This is a genomic window from Mesorhizobium sp. B4-1-1 (assembly GCF_006439375.1).
Taxonomy (GTDB): Bacteria; Pseudomonadota; Alphaproteobacteria; order Rhizobiales; family Rhizobiaceae; genus Mesorhizobium.
This window is the reverse complement of the sequence record NZ_VFTH01000018.1, coordinates 1-17383: the sequence shown is the minus strand read 5'-3', so window position 1 is coordinate 17383 and position 17383 is coordinate 1. Positions and strand designations below refer to the sequence as shown.

Annotated in this window: 18 protein-coding genes and 1 tRNA gene; 17 read left to right on the top strand and 2 right to left on the bottom strand. The window is 64.8% G+C overall.

Annotation, left to right across the window (positions count from 1 at the left end; all coding sequences use genetic code 11):
* Window positions 1-168: 168 nt before the first annotated feature.
* The 11 genes from FJW10_RS22730 (at window position 169) to FJW10_RS22680 (ending at window position 10390) form a co-directional block, all read left to right on the top strand.
* Window positions 169-2418, top strand: coding sequence for a hypothetical protein (locus FJW10_RS22730; RefSeq protein ID WP_140901716.1), 2250 nt, complete (start codon window positions 169-171; stop codon window positions 2416-2418).
* Window positions 2415-2732, top strand: coding sequence for a hypothetical protein (locus FJW10_RS22725; protein WP_140901715.1), 318 nt, complete (start codon window positions 2415-2417; stop codon window positions 2730-2732). The genes FJW10_RS22730 and FJW10_RS22725 overlap by 4 nt, the downstream gene beginning before the upstream one ends.
* A gap of 227 nt (window positions 2733-2959) precedes the next feature.
* Window positions 2960-3247: a hypothetical protein gene (locus FJW10_RS22720; RefSeq protein ID WP_140901714.1), complete on the top strand. Its 288-nt coding sequence runs from the start codon at window positions 2960-2962 to the stop codon at window positions 3245-3247.
* Window positions 3248-3776: 529 nt separating this feature from the next.
* Window positions 3777-4430, top strand: a complete 654-nt coding sequence (locus FJW10_RS22715; protein ID WP_140901713.1) for a hypothetical protein — start codon at window positions 3777-3779, stop codon at window positions 4428-4430.
* A 129-nt stretch (window positions 4431-4559) separates the two neighbouring features.
* Window positions 4560-5096 carry a hypothetical protein gene (locus tag FJW10_RS22710; protein ID WP_140901712.1) on the top strand — a complete coding sequence of 179 codons (537 nt, stop codon included), beginning with the start codon at window positions 4560-4562 and terminating at the stop codon, window positions 5094-5096.
* The gene (locus FJW10_RS22705) at window positions 5096-6496 is read left to right on the top strand and encodes a phage portal protein (protein WP_140901711.1); all 1401 of its coding nucleotides are present in this window, start codon (window positions 5096-5098) and stop codon (window positions 6494-6496) included. The genes FJW10_RS22710 and FJW10_RS22705 overlap by 1 nt, the downstream gene beginning before the upstream one ends.
* Window positions 6493-8319 carry a prohead protease/major capsid protein fusion protein gene (locus FJW10_RS22700; protein ID WP_140901710.1) on the top strand — a complete coding sequence of 609 codons (1827 nt, stop codon included), beginning with the start codon at window positions 6493-6495 and terminating at the stop codon, window positions 8317-8319. Before FJW10_RS22705 ends, FJW10_RS22700 begins: the two co-directional genes overlap by 4 nt.
* 5 nt (window positions 8320-8324) lie before the next feature.
* Window positions 8325-8522: a hypothetical protein gene (locus FJW10_RS22695; RefSeq protein WP_140901709.1), complete on the top strand. Its 198-nt coding sequence runs from the start codon at window positions 8325-8327 to the stop codon at window positions 8520-8522.
* A 14-nt stretch (window positions 8523-8536) separates the two neighbouring features.
* Complete coding sequence (locus FJW10_RS22690; RefSeq protein WP_140901708.1) at window positions 8537-8872, top strand: DUF2190 family protein; 336 nt, start codon at window positions 8537-8539, stop codon at window positions 8870-8872.
* A 221-nt stretch (window positions 8873-9093) separates the two neighbouring features.
* Window positions 9094-9300 carry a hypothetical protein gene (locus FJW10_RS22685; protein ID WP_140901707.1) on the top strand — a complete coding sequence of 69 codons (207 nt, stop codon included), beginning with the start codon at window positions 9094-9096 and terminating at the stop codon, window positions 9298-9300.
* Window positions 9284-10390 carry a tyrosine-type recombinase/integrase gene (locus tag FJW10_RS22680; protein WP_140901706.1) on the top strand — a complete coding sequence of 369 codons (1107 nt, stop codon included), beginning with the start codon at window positions 9284-9286 and terminating at the stop codon, window positions 10388-10390. The genes FJW10_RS22685 and FJW10_RS22680 overlap by 17 nt, the downstream gene beginning before the upstream one ends.
* 19 nt (window positions 10391-10409) lie before the next feature.
* On the opposite strand, the gene FJW10_RS22675 is transcribed toward FJW10_RS22680, so the two are convergent.
* Window positions 10410-10499, bottom strand: a tRNA-Ser gene (locus FJW10_RS22675).
* Between the two features lie 326 nt (window positions 10500-10825).
* Between FJW10_RS22675 and FJW10_RS22670 the strand changes: the two genes are divergently transcribed.
* From FJW10_RS22670 to FJW10_RS22660, 3 genes are all read left to right on the top strand, one after another.
* Window positions 10826-11548, top strand: coding sequence for a 50S ribosomal protein L21 (locus FJW10_RS22670; RefSeq protein ID WP_140832811.1), 723 nt, complete (start codon window positions 10826-10828; stop codon window positions 11546-11548).
* Window positions 11549-11648: 100 nt separating this feature from the next.
* Window positions 11649-11918 carry a 50S ribosomal protein L27 gene (gene rpmA / locus FJW10_RS22665; protein WP_140646513.1) on the top strand — a complete coding sequence of 90 codons (270 nt, stop codon included), beginning with the start codon at window positions 11649-11651 and terminating at the stop codon, window positions 11916-11918.
* 125 nt (window positions 11919-12043) lie between these two features.
* Window positions 12044-12631 (top strand): GNAT family protein, encoded by a 588-nt coding sequence (locus FJW10_RS22660; protein WP_140901705.1) that lies wholly within the window; start codon window positions 12044-12046, stop codon window positions 12629-12631.
* A 163-nt stretch (window positions 12632-12794) separates the two neighbouring features.
* On the opposite strand, the gene FJW10_RS22655 is transcribed toward FJW10_RS22660, so the two are convergent.
* A complete protein-coding gene (locus FJW10_RS22655) occupies window positions 12795-13658 on the bottom strand; it encodes an endonuclease/exonuclease/phosphatase family protein (protein ID WP_140901704.1) in 864 nt (287 codons plus the stop codon).
* Window positions 13659-13810: 152 nt separating this feature from the next.
* Here FJW10_RS22655 and obgE point away from each other — a divergent pair, with 152 nt between their 5' ends.
* From obgE to FJW10_RS22640, 3 genes are read left to right on the top strand one after another with little or no spacing between them, the layout of a single operon-like run.
* Window positions 13811-14839, top strand: coding sequence for a GTPase ObgE (gene obgE / locus FJW10_RS22650; RefSeq protein WP_140901703.1), 1029 nt, complete (start codon window positions 13811-13813; stop codon window positions 14837-14839).
* A 5-nt stretch (window positions 14840-14844) separates the two neighbouring features.
* On the top strand, window positions 14845-15984 hold the full coding sequence (gene proB, locus FJW10_RS22645) for a glutamate 5-kinase (RefSeq protein ID WP_140901702.1): 1140 nt from the start codon (window positions 14845-14847) through the stop codon (window positions 15982-15984).
* 34 nt (window positions 15985-16018) lie between these two features.
* The gene (locus FJW10_RS22640; RefSeq protein WP_140901701.1) at window positions 16019-17305 is read left to right on the top strand and encodes a glutamate-5-semialdehyde dehydrogenase; all 1287 of its coding nucleotides are present in this window, start codon (window positions 16019-16021) and stop codon (window positions 17303-17305) included.
* Window positions 17306-17383 lie beyond the last annotated feature (78 nt).

The window sequence follows — 17383 nt, the reverse complement described above, 5'->3', positions numbered from 1 at the left end:
GCGGGACGGCGAAGCGCTGTCCTGCCCCAGTCTGACGCGTTTTTGCGAGCCTAAAGAGCAGGCTAAAGAGCAGCCTAAACAGCCTAAACGCCATGGCCACCGGCAGGATTTGCCGGTGGTCTCTACCGGCAAAATTTGCCGGTTGGCCAACGGAAAGGATTGAGAACCGTGGCGAAAAACACGATCGTGCAGCGGATCGCGCTCGAGGGCGGCGATGCCATCAAGGACCAGCTCAAAGCGCTCGGCGCGGCCGGCGAAAAGGCCTTCAAGGACATCCAGGCGGCGGCGGCGAAAGCCGACTTCGCCAAGTTCACCGCCAGCCTCAGCAAGCTCGGCAACCAGCTGTCGACTGTGACCAAGCGCGTTGCGCTGCTCGGCGCCGGCGTCACGGCCGCCGCCGCGGGAACCGGTGTCGCGCTGTTTGGCCTGGCGAAATCCGCCGGCGAGGTCGCCGACAATGCCGGCAAGGCGGCGCAGTCGGCCGGACTGCAGGTCGACGCCTACGGCCGGCTCGAGTTCGCCGCCAACATGGCGAACGTGTCGACCGAGGACTTCATCGGCGGCATGAGCCGGCTCAACAAGGAGGTCGCCGATGCGGCCAAATCGACGGACAAGGCAGGCGCCTCGTTCGATGCCAGCGGCGTCACGGTGACGCGATTCGGCGGCGCTACGAAGAAGGCCGCCGACGCCACCAAGCAGGCCGGCACGATCTTCGACCGGCTTGGCGTGAAGATCCGCGACGCCAACGGCAAGCTGCGCAGCAACGAGGCGATCCTGCTCGACGTTGCCGACGCCTTCGCCAGGATGCCCGACGGACTGGAGAAATCAGCCTTGTCGATCGAGTTGTTCGGCAAGGCGCTTGGCCCCAAGCTGCTGCCGTTCCTCAACCAGGCGAAGACCGGCATCCTCGACCTTGGCAGGCAGGCTGAGCAGCTCGGCACCGTCCTGACGAAGGAACAGGCCGATATCGGCGATGCGCTCGGCGACAGCCTCGACAGCCTCAGCAAGGCCGCCGCCGGCGCCAAGCTGCAGCTCGGCCTGATCTTCGCGCCCGGCATCACGGCGCTTGCCAATGGCTTCGCCGACATCATCAGCAGCAACCGCGACCTGCTAATCGATCTCGGCCAGGCCATCAATCAGAAGGTGCTCGGCGTCGTGCGCGACCTGCTCTTTGCGCTGTCCGGCAACGACGACAAGGTTCAGGGCAAATGGATTCTCCAAGTGCGCGATGCGGTCGTGCAGTTCGCCAAGGATGCCGCCGGCGCATTCAACAACATCATCCTGCCTGCGTTCAAGGCCCTGCGGGATGCAGCGCAGTTCGTCGCCGATCAGCTGAACAAGGTCTTCGGGACAGATTTTACCGGCGGGCAGCTCCTGATCGCCGCCTTCGTGCTGAGCGTTGTCGGGGGCTTCACCGCGATCGGAATCGCCATCGGTGGCGTGGTCGCCGGCTTTGGCGCGCTCATCTCCCTCATCGGCGGTATCCCGGCATTGATCGTCGGCGGCTTCCTGGCGGCCGGCGTAGCCATCGCGGTCTTCTGGACCGACATCAAAGCCGGCGCCGCCGCGACCTGGCAGTTCATCACCGACGGCGCTGCGGGCGCCTGGCAGGCCATTGTCGACGGCGCAGCGGGACTGTGGAACAGCATTGTCGGCGCCTTCCAGGAAGGTCAGCAACGGGCCGTGGATGCCTTCAACGGCGTCGTCGACGCGATCGTCAATGTCTGGAACGGCTTGATCGATCGCCTGGGTTCGATCGCGCAGCAGATCGTCGATCGGATCGCCGGGTGGTTCGGCACCTTGCCGCAGCGGATCACCTCGATCTTCAACGGCCTGGTCAGCATCGCCAGCAGCGTCCTCAATCGCATCTCGTCGCTGGTCGACAGCATTGTCTCGAAGATCCAGTCGGCGATCAACTTGGCCAAGCAACTCGTCGGCCTCGGCGGCGGGGACAGCGGCGGCGGCGGGTCGCAAGGCGGCTTCGCCGCCGGCGGCCTGATCCGAGGACCTGGCGGACCGCGCAGCGACAATCTGCTGGCTTGGTTGAGCCCAGGCGAGTTCGTGCTGCAGGCGGCGGCAGTGAAGAAGCTTGGGCTCGACGTGGTCTATGCACTCAATCAGGGCGTTCTACCGTCGTTGAAGGGCCTGCGCGGCTTCAGCCTCGGCGGCTTCGTCGACGACATCAACCGATCGATGACGATCCCGCGCTTCGCCAGTGGCGGACTCGTTAACAGCGTATCGCAGGCATCCGGATCGACGAACGGCAACGGTGCTAGGCTGCTGCTGCAGTTCAATGGCGGGACGCCGATCGACGTCGGCACCATCGGCGACATAGCTATGCAACGCCTGCAAAAAGAGGCGATCCGACACGCGCACGTCAGCACCGGCCGCGCACCAGGGCGGGGAAGCGTTCGATGACCCATTTCCCCGACTTCGATCCGGCGACGATTCCGCAACCAGGCGACCAGCACAACGCCGATGTGCGCGCCAGGCAGGCGGCTTTTCAGGAGGCCTTCGGCGACTTCCAAGGGGCCCATGTCGCCGGCTTCTGGGCCGGCCCGGCACCCAAGGGCGAATGGGTCGGCATCATCTTCGAGGTCGACGGCAAGCGGCTTAAGGTGGCCGTGCCCTTCACACTCTGGCAGCGATTCGGCAACGAATACGCGCTCGCCATGATGACGGCGGCCGAGCTGGCAGACCTCGCCTATAGCAATCCGGGCGGCAAGGCATGATCGCCTACATCGCCTTCGCCCTAGAGCGAGATAATTCACTGAGAAAAGGAAAGGAAAACGCATATGTTCGTGTTCGCTGAAAACGCACCGCCGGCCGCGCCACGCTGGAGTGTCGCCGGAAGCTGGGATACGCCTATGCCGAGCTGCTGATTCAGGCCCGCAATATTTCCGACGGCACGACCGGCAGTAGGCAGCTGCTTTGCAGCGTCGACAACGGCGCAAACTTCTTGAACGCATCTGGCGACTACGTCCTTATCTCGACCGCTGGCGTTGAAAGCAACCAGATTTCAGTCGGGATGCACGAGTCCAACAGCACCGCGGCGCGCTCGGGCAGCGTCCATATCTTCGGTTCCAATCTGAACGGCGTGCCGAAACTGTGCAGGGCTCTCAATCGCGCGGCCGGCGCCACCGACTTCCTCTTCGTCGGTTCGACGTCGCCGATCAATGCCATCCGCATCAACAATTCTGGCGGCGGCAACTTCACGGCTGGCTCTATCCGGGTGCTGGGTCGCTAAAGCGCGCCACCGGTAAAATTTGCCGGCGTAGCCCCCCAGTGAAGGGGAAGCTTGACCAAATCAGCAAATCACGGCAGCGTGCCGGGCGGAGCCTAGAAACTCCCGCGAAGGTCCTTAGCCGGGACCTTGGCAACCAGAGCGATGGCGGGGCGATCCTTGCCGGGATCATGATCGCCATCGAAACGAGCGAGCCGACTTAGCCGTCGGCGCGACCGGCACACTATGCCGGGAAGGCGACGGCTATACAAGACCCGAAAGGGAAAGGCCGTCGCGCACCGTCTCTGGCGGTGTTTCTAGCTTCCCGGCGCCAGTGCTGACCGCTGGCAACCGGCCCTAGAAAGCCGAAAATCCAGAGGAAAATCTTCACATGCCGTTCACCAAGCACGTCGATGTCGGCGGGATAACAGCTGCTTGTCCCCATGATCCCCAGAACCGCGGCCTCGATTCTCGATTGTCGTTGCCTTCGAATCCGCCGGCGGGCGGAGAGCCCGCGTCGTCGGGAGGGAGTTTTCACACAATGGAGAAGTTCATGAACACGCACGTTTCCCGCCGCTCGATCTTCGGAGCCTCGGCCAGCTTGGCGGCAATGGCCATGCCTCCTGTTGCGGCAGCCCAGACCGCTCCAACGGTGGATGTGGCGATGGCCGTCAGCCCCGAACTGCTGCGGCTCAAGGCTGCCTATGACGACGAGAACCGTAAGTGGAAGCCCTTCGGGGACAGGTTGGCCGAGGCCGAAACACGGTACTTTGACAGCAAGCCGCCGAAGCCCGAATGGCTCTCTCCGCCGCGGCTGACCAATGAGGAAATTGTGAAGATGCTCGAGGCTCGCCTGAAGGGCGGCGACAATGCTGATTATCCTCGGAAAGCAGAGATCGAGGCGACCACTCGCGAAAACAAGGCGCGAGAAGAGGCCTGGCGGCAGGCGTGCGACAGGGCTCAACGCACAAGCGGTCTCGATAAAGCGCTGCGGGCCGAAAAACGACTGAGCGGCCGGCGGCACCGGGCCGGCGAGAAAGTGATGTGCTTCCCGGCTAGATCGCTTCAGGACATGGAGCTGAAGCTGCGGGTGCAGCGCGAATTTTTCTACAACGATTTCCAGCACGTGTTGGCAAAGGACATCCGCCGACTGGCTAAGGCGCAGCGCGCGCTTCAGGTCGCACAGGCGTGCTGCAAACAAGGTTGATTTTATGACGAAAAAACGGATGGCGCGGCTTGTCCGCGCCATCTGTTATCCACAGAGACAGGCGGCAACCGTTGACGAAAAGTCAGAGGTGTGGGACAAAGCACTGACAAAACCTCAGGAGTGTCCCCGGTGGCTGCGAAACTTTCTGCCCTCTGCGCGATCAAGATGTGGTCGAAGACGCGCATCGAGAAATGGATCTCCGAAGGCCATTTTCGGATGCTGGAGCGTCCGGAGATCGGCAAGGCTCGCTTGTGGGAAAAGCATGACATCATGCGCCTGCTCGTGTTCATGCGCCTCGTCGACGGCGGTTGCCGCCCAGAGGTCGGCCGCGCAATCGGCGGGCTTACTTTGTACCATGAACCGGCTTTTCTGATCATCACCGCGTTCGATCGCGACATTCAGGGGACGCGGTCGGCCGAAGAGCTTGAAGCTCTCAGCGTGAGCGATGATTCGTGGGATCGAGTCCATGCCCGCAGAGGCAATGCCGCCCGCCACCTTGCTCACGTTGAGCCGAAACCGAAGCTACTCGATGCCTTGTTGGACACCGATGAGCATGTCGATATCCTCTGGAAGCTCGTGATCAATCTCGACGATGTCGAGGCTGAGTGTGACGATCTCCAGGGTCGCGCCGAAAAGTGGCGCGGTGCTGCGGAGAGTGCCGACTGATGGCCGGCCTGCTCGATCGCGCCAAGGCGGCCTACCATGCCTTGCGAGGCCTCGAGGCGGCGGCGCCGACGCGCCGCTGGCGCGACACGCCGCAGCCGCGCGCCGAGGCCAGCTACGTCTCGGCCGGCGCCAGCGTCGTCGCCGCCCGCGCGCAGAACTATGTCATGAACAACGCAACCGGCGCCCGCATCGCCCAGGCGCTGCCCGACCAGCTGGTCGGCACCGGCATCGTGCCGCGTGCCGGCCATCCGGTCGAGACGGTGCGCAAGATGCTGGCGCGCGGCTTCTCGCTGTGGGCCGACCAGGCCGACGCCGATGGCCGCTGCGATTTCTTCGGCATCCAGCTTGGCCTGGTGCGCGACATGGTGGTGCTCGGCGAAGGCCTCGGCGTCTGGATGGCGGATGCCATGACCGGCGCGCCGCAGATGCGTCGCCTGCATCCCGAGCAACTCGACCGCTCCAAGAGCGATGGCCGGCTGATCAACGATGGCGTCGAGTTCGACGCGTTCGGCCGCATCGTCGCCTATTGGATCAGGCGAGCCGGTCCGAACCTCGATGCGCTGAGCGCCGCAGCACTGGCGCCGGAGCGCTGGCCCGCCGCCGACGTCGTGCACATCTTTCGCCCGCTGTTTCCCGGCCAGATTCGCGGCCTGTCCTGGTTGACGCCCGTGCTGGTGCCGGCCAACACGCTTGTCCAGCTGATCGATGCGATGATCGAGCGCTGCCGCGTCAGCGCCTTGCATGTCGGCTTCATCGTCGCTCCCGACGGCGAACCGGTCTATGAGGGCGAGACCTACAATGGGACGACCGACGTGGCGATGGAGCCGGGCGCGATGGTCGATATCCCGCCGGGCACCGACGTGCGTTTCAGCGAGCCGCCCGACGCCGGCAACGTGCCCGAGTTCGTGGCGTCGATCCTGCGCATGATCGCCGCCGGCGTCGGCATGGCCGCCGAGCAGTTGAGCGGCGACTACAGCCAAGTCAACTATTCCAGCGCCCGCGCGGCGCTGCTGGAGTTCCGCCGCTTCGCGCAGACGATCCAGCACCAAGTCATCGTCTTCCAGCTCTGCCGCCCTGCCTGGCGCCGCTTTCTGCTCTGGCAGGTGCTTTCGGGCCGGATCTCGGCGACGGCCTTCCGCACCGCCGAGGCCGATTTCATGGCGGTTAAATGGCTGCCGCCGAAATGGGATTGGGTCGATCCGTTGAAGGACAGCGAGGCGGCGGTGCTTCAGATCAACAACCGCCTGGTCAGCCGCGCCCAGGTCGTCGCCGAGCAGGGCTACGACATCGAGGAGCTCGACGCCGAGATCGCCGCCGACCAGGCGCGCATGAAGCGCCTTGGCATCGAGCCGGTGGTGTTGCCCGCCGCGCCAGCGCCGAGCCCGGAGCCCGCGCCATGACCATTCACCATCGCGATTTCCGCCCGCGCTCCATCGACGAGGCCGCCCGCACCGTCGAGCTGGTGGCGTCTACCGGCGCCGCCGTGCCGCGCATGGATATGGCCGGTTCCTTTGCCGAGGTCCTGACGGTTTCAGCCGCGGCGGTCGACCTCTCCCGCATCGCCACCATGCCTCTGCTCGACAGCCACCGGCAGGACGGTTTGGAGCGTCAGCTCGGCGTCGTGCGCTCGGCCCGGATCGTTGCCGGCGAGCTGATCGTCACCGTCGAGTTCTCCCAGCGTGCCGAAGCCATCTGGCAGGACGTGAAGGCGGGCATCATCGCCAACGCGTCCGTCGCTTATGGCGTGATCGACTTTGTTGACAGCATCGACGCGGCCGGCCGGCGCACGCGCACCATCACCCGGTGGCAGCCCCGCGAAATCTCCCTAGTCCCTGTCGGCGCGGATGCCGGCGCAACAACACGAGGTAATGAAATGCCCGATCCCGTCATTGTTCCCGCACCGGCTCCCGCACCCGCACCGGCTCCCGTCGTCGTGCCGCCGGCACCCGTCGTCACGCGCGCCGCCGTCAACCAGGAGATCCGCGCGCTGGCGGCGACGTTCAACCTCGGCGCGGAGTTCGCCGACGGCCTGATCGATAGCGAGGCGACGATCGTCGAGGCGCGCGCCGCCGCCGCCGAACGCGTGCAGCAGCAGCAGACCCGCATTGCGCCGCGCGCCTTCATCGTCAACAGCAATGATGCCTCGCCGGAGCAGATCGCCGAGCGCATGGGCGAGGCGCTCTACCTGCGCGCCAATCCGCGTCATCAGCTTTCCGAGCAGGCGCGCCCGTTCGTCGGCCTCACCACGCTCGACATGGCGCGCGAGATGATGCGCCTGCGCGGTGTTGCCACCAGCGGCCTTTCGCCGGCCGAGACCATCACCCGGGCGCTGCAGACCACGTCCGACTTCCCGCTGATTTTCGCCGACACGGCGAACCGGTCGCTGCGCACCGCCTACCAGGCCGCCCCGGCGACGCTGAAGCGTGTGGCCAGGCAGACGACGGCAAGGGATTTTCGCGCCAAGACCATGGTGCAACTCGGCGAGGCGCCGACGCTGGAGAAAGTCAACGAGCACGGCGAATTTAAATACGGCACCATGGCCGAGGCCGGAGAAAGCTACAAGATCGACAGTTTCGGCAAGATCGTCGGCCTGTCGCGCAAGGCGATTGTCAATGATGACCTCGGCGCATTCACCGACCTGGCATCGAAGATGGGCGCCGCGGCTGCCGACTTCGAAGCGCAGTTCCTGGTCGACCTGCTGGAATCCGGTGCCGGTCTCGGGCCATTGATGGCCGACACCAAGCGCCTGTTCCATGTCGACCATGGTAACCTTGCCGCGACCCCGGTCGCGTTTACCGAAGATAACCCGCCTCAGTTCTACGGGCTCGACGCGGCGCGGCTGGCCATGCGCAAGCAGACGGGGCTTTCCGGCCGCCGGATCAACGTCGCGCCGAAGTTCTTGCTGGTGCCGCCGGAAGCCGAGACCGTTGCCGAAAAGGCGCTCGCTACCATCCAGGCGGCATCGGTCGCCGACGTCAATCCGTTCGGCGGCAAGCTCGAGCTTCTGGTCGAGGCGCGTATGTCCGATTCGAAGCGCTGGTATGTTGTTGCTGACCCAGCGACGGCCGAAGGGTTGGAATTTGCCTACCTTCAAGGCGCCGAAGGCCCGCAGACCGCGACGCGCGCGGGCTTTGAGGTCGACGGCGTCGAGGTCAAGGTAAGCCTCGATTTCGGGGCGGCGTTCCTCGACTATCGCTCTTGGTACATGAACCCGGGCGACTGATCGTCATGGCCACGCTGCAGGAACTCCAGACGAGGCTCGACGCGCTGCGCAAGGTGCGCGGCACCGGCGTGCGCACTGTTCGCCACGGCGAGACCTCGACCGAGTTCCGACCGGATCCTGAGTTGGCGGCGGCGATCTCTGACCTTGAACGGCAGATCGCCGCCCTGACCAGGCCACGGGTGCGCACCTACTACTTCAAATAGAAGGATCGACCGAAATGAAGAACTATGTACAGGCCGGCAATGTCATCACCGCCACCGCGCCGGCCGGCGGCGTGACCTCGGGCGGCGGCGTGCAGTTCGATGCCCTGTTCGGCGTTGCCGCGACCGATGCCGACGAGGGCGACGATTTCGAGATGGCCTGCGCCGGCGTCTTCGACCTGCCGAAAGCGGCGGTCAGCGTCACCTATGGTGCCAAGATCTATTGGGACGACGACGCCAAGGTGGTGACCACCGACGACGGCGGCACCAGCCAGGACAATCTGAATATCGGCACCGCGCTCGCCGCCGCCAGCGGCGGCACTGCCACGGCGCGCGTGCGCCTGCGTATCTAGGGCGGGGGTGAGCATGGGGCGCGCCGCGTCCTGATAGAGGTCGTCCGTCCCCGCCAGCCCCGAAGGCTTCGAAAAATGCGGACGGCTTCATCGGCACGAGGTGGGTTTGGATGGACCCGCCGCACCGCCTCGCCGGGGGCTCTCCTTCCCCTTGCCATCGGTGTGCTGCGCACGGCCTGCCAAGGCCGTGCGCGAAATCCTTCAAAACAAAAGAGATTGAGATGTCACGCCGCTCCGCCTCGTTCATGCAGTCCGATGTCAGCCGCGCCGTCAATGGCGCGCGCGCTGCAGGGCTGATTGTGGCCGAGGTGTTTGCCAACAAGGACGGCGTGCGCATTATTACCGTCGATGGCGCAAAGCGCGGCGGCCCCGCCACGCCGGCCGCCAATCCGTGGGACGAGGTCCTGGACGATGGCAAGGCGCAATAGGCACGGCCTCCCCAAGCATGTCAGCCCGGCGCCCGATCGCCACGGCAAGACGCGCCTGCGCTTCCGCAAGGGCCTGTTCTCGACCTATCTGAAAGCGCCAATCGACACCGACGAGTTTTGGGAAGAATACCGAGCCGCGCTCGCCGGTGTGCGCGAAGCAGCAAGCCGCATAGGCGCCGGCCGGCATAAGCCTGGCTCGCTCGCCGCCCTGGTGCTGGCTTTCTATCGCGCGCCCGAGTTCCTCGGGCTGAGCGAGGCCACCCGGGCGACCTATCGCGGGATCCTCGACCGATTCGCCCGAGGCCATGGCGACAAGCCTGTGCGCGGCCTCGAGAGGCAACACATCAAGGCGATTATCGGCAGGATGGCCGATCGCCCCCACGCGGCTAACAACCTCTTGCGGCTGCTGCGGCTGCTCCTCGACTTCGCGGTCGACGACGAGCAGATCCGCGCCAATCCGGCGCGCGGCGTGAAGGGCTTCAAGGTAAAGTCCGAGGGCTTCGCCACATGGTCTGAAGCCGATATTGCCGCCTATGAGGCCAAGCATCCGATCGGCACCAAGCCGCGCCTGGCGATGGCGCTGCTGCTCTACACCGGCCAGCGCCGCGGCGATGTGGTGCGCATGGGCTGGCAGCATGTTACCGGCGATCGCATCACCTTGCGGCAGAACAAGACCGGCGAGGCGCTTTCGCTGAAGATGCACCCGGCATTGGTCGAGGCGATCGCGCACACAGCCAAGAGCAACCTCACCTTCATCGTGACGGAGTACGGCGCGCCCTTCAGCGCCGCCGGCTTCGGTAACTGGTTCCGTGAGCAGTGCGATGATGCAGGCCTTCCTGGCCGATCGGCGCATGGCCTGCGCAAGGCGGCCGCGCGTCGCCTCGCCGACGCTGGCAACAGCACCAAACGCATCCAGGCGGTTACCGGCCACCGGACCCTGAAAGAGGTCGAGCGCTACACCCGCGCGGCCGACCAGGTGAGCCTCGCTGATGCGGCAATCGACACCATGCCCGACCGATCAGACCGGGAACAGAATTTTCCCAACCTCGATGAAAGGTTGGACAAAAGCGGCGCTAAAGGATTGAAATGATTACGCTTCGTAAACGGGATGGCGGAGAGGGAGGGATTCGAACCCCCGATACCCTTGCGAGTATGCCGCATTTCGAGTGCGGTGCATTCGACCACTCTGCCACCTCTCCGCGAGGTCATGGTCGGCCGTTGCCGGCGCGGCGCACTAGATAACGGCTGACTGTTAGAGTTACAAGGCCCTATTCGACCGATTTCCAGCTTCCGCGAAAAGCGACGGCGACGGAACAGGTCGATATTTGCCGGCAACGTCGCTCGATGCATCTGCAGGCGCGAGCCGCTTGCCTTGACTCCGGCGCAACCTTCGGTTAGGGACAGCCCGCAATCGGCGTGGAGGCTCTTCCGCGCCGCTTGTTTTTTGAACCCGCAGACTGACAAAAAGACGGCCGAACCGCCTGACGCGGTTCATCGAGGCCGACCGAACAGCGAAAGGCAAAAAATGTTCGCAGTCATCAAAACGGGCGGCAAGCAGTATCGCGTCGCCGCCAACGATCTCCTGAAGATCGAGAAACTCGAAGCCAAGGTCGGCGATATCGTCGAGATCGGCAATGTGCTCGCGCATGGCGAGGGCGAGAATGTCACCTTCGGCGCGCCGTTCGTCGATGGCGCCATGGTCACGGCGGAAGTCGTCGAGCAGGGCAAGAACCGCACCGTCATCGCTTTCAAGAAGCGCCGCCGCCAGAATTCGCGCCGCAAGATCGGCCACCGCCAGCTTCTGACCACCGTCAGGATCGCCGAGATCCTGCTGGGTGGCGCCAAGCCGTCGAAGAAGGCCGCCGCCAAGCCGGAAGCCAAGGCCGAGGCAAAGGCGCCCGAAGCCAAGGCGGAAGTCGCCGCCGAGGCCAAGGCCGAAGCCGCTCCGAAGGAGCCGAAGGCCAAGAAGGAGCCCAAGGCTGAGGCCGCTCCGAAGGAAGAGGCTAAGGCCGAGACCGCCGCCGCGCCGCTGTTCAAGGCGCCGAAGGGCGAGCCGGACGACCTGACCGTGATCAAGGGCATCGGCCCGGTCGCGGCGAAGGATCTCGCCGAGCAGGGCATCGTCACCTTCGCGCAACTCGCCAAGCTCACCGACAAGGATGTCGCCAAGATCGACGAGCACATGCCGTTCAGCGCCGACCAGATCAAGGACTGGCGCGAGCAGGCCAAGGAACTGGCGAAGAAGTAATTCTGCCGGCGACGATCGTCGCCGGTACGGGACTTGAAACGGAACGCGAACGCGTTCATAAGACCATTCAAGCGCCTCAGGGCGCATCGGAGTTAGTCAAATGGCACACAAGAAAGCTGGCGGTTCGTCGCGCAATGGTCGCGATTCGCACTCCAAGCGTCTGGGCGTGAAGAAGTTCGGCGGCGAAGCCGTCGTCGCCGGCAACATCATCATCCGCCAACGCGGCACGACCTGGCATCCGGGCACCAATGTTGGCATGGGCACGGACCACACCCTTTTTGCGCTCGACGCCGGCGCAGTCACCTTCAACAAAAAAGCCAACGGCCGAACCTACGTATCGGTGAACCCGATTACCAAAGCAGCGGAGTAGCCGGTTCCGCACCATAACACCGGCGCCCATCTCGGGAACCGGTGTCTGGCCAGGCCAGGAAAAGGATCAGGAGAGATGGGCTTGCCCTCTCTCCTTTTTCATTTTTCTTTGCCCTGGAGGACTAAATGGTTGCCGAAGCGGAAGATACCGAAGACGAAAGTTATGTGATCGATTGCCCGGTGCTGGCCACCGAGCGGCTGGTCATGCGCGCCCCGCGCGAGAGCGATCTCGAGCAACTCGTCACGCTTGCCGACAACCGGCACGTCGCCGAAATGCTGGCCCGCATGCCGCATCCCTACGGCGAAGCCGAGGGCCGCACCTTCCTTGCCATGGCGGCGTCGCGTCGCGCCGGCATCGTCTATGCGCTGACGCTTGCCGGCACCGGCACTTTCGTCGGCTGCGCCGGCTTGAACACCACCGATCGCGGACTGGAGCTCGGCTACTGGATCGGCGAACCCTACTGGAAGCGCGGTTATGCGACGGAGGCCGCGCATGCGCTAGTCGACCTCGCGTTCCAGAACACTTCGATCCAGGTGCTGCACGCCTCGACCCGGGTGATCAATCCGGCCTCGCGCCGCGTCATCCACAAATGCGGCTTCCAGTATGCCGGCCAGGGCATGCTGAACTCGATCGTCGCCGGCCAGGTGCCGGTCGAGCGCTACCGGCTCGACAGGAAGACGTGGACCAGTCTGCGCAACTGGGTCCACTTCTAGGCATATTGAAATTCAGGTGAGGCCGGCCTGCAAATGCCGGCTTCCTGCGCTTCCGGTGCTCACGTACTTTAAGTACGCTCCGCTCCGGTTCCCGGTAGCCATCATTTTCGGCTCGGCCTGACCTGAATAGCAACACGCCTAGGCGTCGGCGCTCGAAGGCGACTCAGCTCAGTTCGGCCCAGAGCGGCAAATGATCGGAGCCGACGGCTTCCCGGTCGGACCACAGGCGCTGCAGCGACTTGGCCAACGAGGCGCTGGTGAACACATAGTCGATGCATTTGTGGCGGCTTTTGTCGCCGGGGCGATCGGGGTCGACCCAGGTGACGAGGTCGGCGACGGCCAGACGCTGGGCGACGTCGACGGCAAGATCGGCGGTCAACGGCATGCCGAACTCATGGTCCGGGCGACCCGCGAGCTCGACATATTCGGGCGATCCCGTCAGCATGTTGAAGTCGCCCATAACGATGAAGGCTTCCGGATAGGGCAGGTCCGGCAGGCCGATCTCGGGAATGCCCGACAGACCACCGCCTTCCAGCGTGTAGTTCAGCAGGCGTTGGCGCAGGAAACGGATCTGGCCCTGGCGCTCGACCGGGCTGCGGTGGTCGAGATGGGTGGAATAGAAGCGGATGAAGCCGAGCGGCGTCTCGATCAGCGCCTCGAGCGCGCCGCGCTGGAAGTTCATGGTCTCGAGGCTGCGGCTGCGCGGCAAAAGGAGGTTGCGCGACAGATGGATGGGCGTCTTCGACAGCACCATGTTGCCGAGCTGGAAGGACGTCGAGACGGCGCGGCCGTTCTCCAGGCGCGAGCCGATATTGACCTCGAAATTGCTGCCATAGGCGGCAAAATAATCGGGCAGCGCCTCGCCGATCTCGGCCACCATGTCGCGACCGCCGTTGCGCGGATTGTTGCGGGTCACCTCCTGCAGCGCGATCACATCGGCGCCGCGTACCGCATCGGCGATGCGGCCAAGATCGTATTTGCCGTCGAGGCCGATGCCGAACTGGATGTTGTAGGTGACGACCTTCATTCGAGCATTTCCCCAACCCTGGCTCGCGAACAGTGCTACTGCGTCTTTTGCAAAAGAGCATCAGGCGCTTTAGTCGCAAAACAGCCTCGCCCTTCGTCCCGCCTTGGTTTAGAGCAATCCCGCAAGGCCACCAGCAGAAACTTGAAACGCAGATGAAATTCCTCGACCAGGCAAAGGTTTACATCCGCTCCGGCGATGGCGGCGCCGGATCGGTGTCGTTCCGGCGCGAAAAATTCATCGAGTTCGGCGGACCGGACGGTGGCGACGGCGGCCGCGGCGGCGATGTCTGGATGGAAGCGGTCGACGGGCTGAACACGCTGATCGACTATCGCTACCAGCAGCATTTCAAGGCCAAGACCGGCATGCACGGCATGGGCCGCAACATGACGGGCGCCAAGGGCGCCGACGTGACGCTGAAAGTGCCGGCGGGCACGCAGGTCTTTGCGGAGGACAATGAAACGCTGATCTGCGACCTGACGATCGTCGGCCAGCGCTTCCTGCTCGCCAAGGGCGGCAATGGCGGCTTCGGCAACCAGCATTTCAAGACCTCGACCAACCAGGCGCCGCGGCGCGCCAATCCCGGCCTGCCTGGAGAGGAGCTGAGCATCTGGCTGAGGCTCAAGCTGATTGCCGACGCCGGCCTGGTGGGCATGCCCAATGCCGGCAAATCGACCTTCCTTGCCGCCGTCACCGCCGCCAAGCCGAAGATCGCCGACTATCCTTTCACCACGCTCTATCCCGGCCTCGGCGTCGCCCGCATCGATGGCCGCGAATTCGTGCTGGCGGATATTCCCGGGTTGATCGAGGGCGCGCATGAAGGGGTCGGCATCGGCGACCGTTTCCTCGGCCATGTCGAGCGCACGCGCGTATTGCTTCACCTGGTTTCGGCGCAGGAGGAAAATCCCGGCAAGGCCTACAAGACCGTGCGTGCGGAGCTCGATGCCTATGGCCATGGGCTGATCGACAAGGTCGAGATCGTCGCGCTCAGCCAGATCGATATCCTCGACGCGGATCAGCGCAAGAAGAAGGCCGCCTCGCTGAAGCGCGCCGCCGGCCGCGCGCCGCTGCTTGTCTCGGCCGTCACCGGCGAAGGCGTCGAGGCGGTGCTGCGCGCGCTGATGGCGGTGGTCGCCGAAGCCCGCGATGCCGTTCCGGCTCCTGTCGACACGCGCTGGCGATAAGACCCGTGAAATCGCTGAAATCATACCGGCGCATCACCGTGAAGATCGGTTCGGCCCTTCTCGTCGACCGCGCGACAGGTTTGAAGCGCGACTGGCTGACCTCGCTTGCCAACGACATCGCGGCGCTTGCCAATGCCGGCGCGGAAGTGCTTGTCGTATCCTCAGGAGCCATCGCGCTTGGCCGCACCATTCTCGGCCTCGGTAAACGCGCGCTGAAGCTCGAGGAGAGTCAGGCCGCCGCCGCGGTCGGCCAGATCGCGCTTGCCGGCGCCTGGTCGGACGCGCTCGGCAAGGAAGGGCTGAGGTCGGGCCAGATCCTCTTGACGCTTGGCGACACTGAAGAACGCCGCCGCTACCTCAACGCGCGCGCGACGATCTCGACCCTGCTCAAGATGAAGGCGGTGCCGGTCATCAACGAGAACGACACGGTGGCGACGTCGGAAATCCGCTACGGCGACAACGACCGGCTGGCGGCGCGAGTGGCGACGATGATGGGCGCCGATCTCTTGGTGCTGCTTTCCGATATCGACGGGCTCTACACGGCGCCGCCGGCCAAGGATCCGCAAGCAAAATTCATCCCCGTGGTCGACCGCATCACGCCGGACATCGAGGCGATGGCGGGCGTGGCCGCATCCGAGCTGTCGCGCGGCGGCATGCGCACGAAACTCGACGCCGGCAAGATCGCCAACGCCGCCGGCACCGCCATGATCATCACTTCGGGCACCAGGCTGTCGCCGCTGATGGCGATCGAGCGTGGCGAGCGCGCGACCTTCTTCAAGCCGAGCGCCAATCCGGTGAAGGGTTACAAGACCTGGATCGCCGGGCAGCTCGAGCCGGCAGGCCGGCTCACGGTCGATGCGGGCGCCATCGGTGCGCTCAAATCGGGCAAGTCGCTGCTGCCGGCGGGCGTTAAACTGGTCAGCGGCAATTTCTCGCGCGGCGACACGGTGGCGATCCTGTCGCCCGAGGGCCGCGAGATCGCGCGCGGCCTTGTTGCCTATGATGCCGCCGATGCCGTAAGGATCGCGGGCTTGAAGACGGCCGAGATCGAAAACGTGCTCGGCTACGAGGCCCGCTCGGCGATGATCCATCGCGACGACCTTGTGGTAAGCGTCGCCGGCGACCAAGTATTGGCCGACGACTAGAGCATCGGCCGACGACCAAGCGGAGGGATGAACCATGCTGAAGCTGCATGAAAAGTCCGGCGAAGACACCGTGGCCCTGATGGCCAATCTCGGCCGCCGCGCCCGCGCCGCCGCGCGACCGTTGGCCGTCGCTTCCACCAAGGCCAAGAATGCCGCGCTCATCGCCATGGCCGATGCCATCCTGCGCAACGAGCAGGCGATCCTCGACGCCAACGCCATCGACATGTCGAATGGCGGGGAGGCCGGGCTGTCGGGCTCCTTCATGGACCGCCTGAAGCTCACCCCCTCGCGCATCAAGGCGATGGCCGACGGCATAAGCGAGATCGCCGCGCTCAAGGATCCGGTCGGCGACGTCATCGCCGAATGGGATCGGCCGAACGGCCTCCATATCGAGCGCGTGCGCACGCCGCTCGGCGTCATCGGCGTCATCTATGAAAGCCGCCCCAACGTGACGGCGGACGCCGGCGCGCTTTGCCTCAAGGCGGGCAATCCTGTGATCCTGCGCGGCGGTTCGGACTCGATCAACTCGTCCTCGGCGATCCATGCCTGCATGGTCGAAGGGCTGAAGGCCGCCGGCCTTCCGCAGGATGCCATCCAACTGGTGCCGACCACCGACCGCGCCGCCGTCGGCGAGATGCTGAAAGGTCTCGGCGGCAATCTCGACGTCATCATCCCGCGCGGCGGCAAAAGCCTGGTCGGACGCGTGCAGAACGAGGCGCGGGTGCCGGTCTTCGCGCATCTGGAAGGCATCTGCCATCTTTATGTCGACCGCTCGGCCAAGCTCGACATGGCGGTGAAGATCGCCGTCAACGCCAAGATGCGGCGCACTGGCGTCTGCGGCGCCGCCGAGACCTTGCTGGTCGACCGCGCGGTGGCCTCCACGCATCTGGTGCCGATCCTCGAAGCGCTGCGCGCGGCCGGTTGCGAGATCCATGCCGATGCCGAAGTGATCAAGGCCTTCTCCGACGCAAGCCCGGCGACCGATGCGGACTGGGTGACGGAATATCTCGACGCCATCATCGCGGTGAAGCTGGTCGACGATGTCGCCGGCGCGATCGAGCATATCGAGACCTTCTCGTCGCACCACACCGAGGCGATCGTCGCCGAGGATGCGCGGGCGGTCGAGAAATTCTTCAACGAGATCGACTCGGCGATCCTTTTGCACAACGCCTCGACGCAGTTCGCCGATGGCGGCGAGTTCGGCATGGGCGCCGAGATCGGCATCGCCACCGGCAAGATGCACGCGCGCGGGCCGGTCGGCGTCGAGCAGCTCACCTCATTCAAATACCGCGTGCGCGGGTCTGGGCAGGTGAGGCCTTGACGCTTGCCGCTAGAGCGTGAGCCTTTGCGCCAAGGCCCCCCCCTCTGGCCTGCCGGCGATCTCCCCCTCAACGGGGGA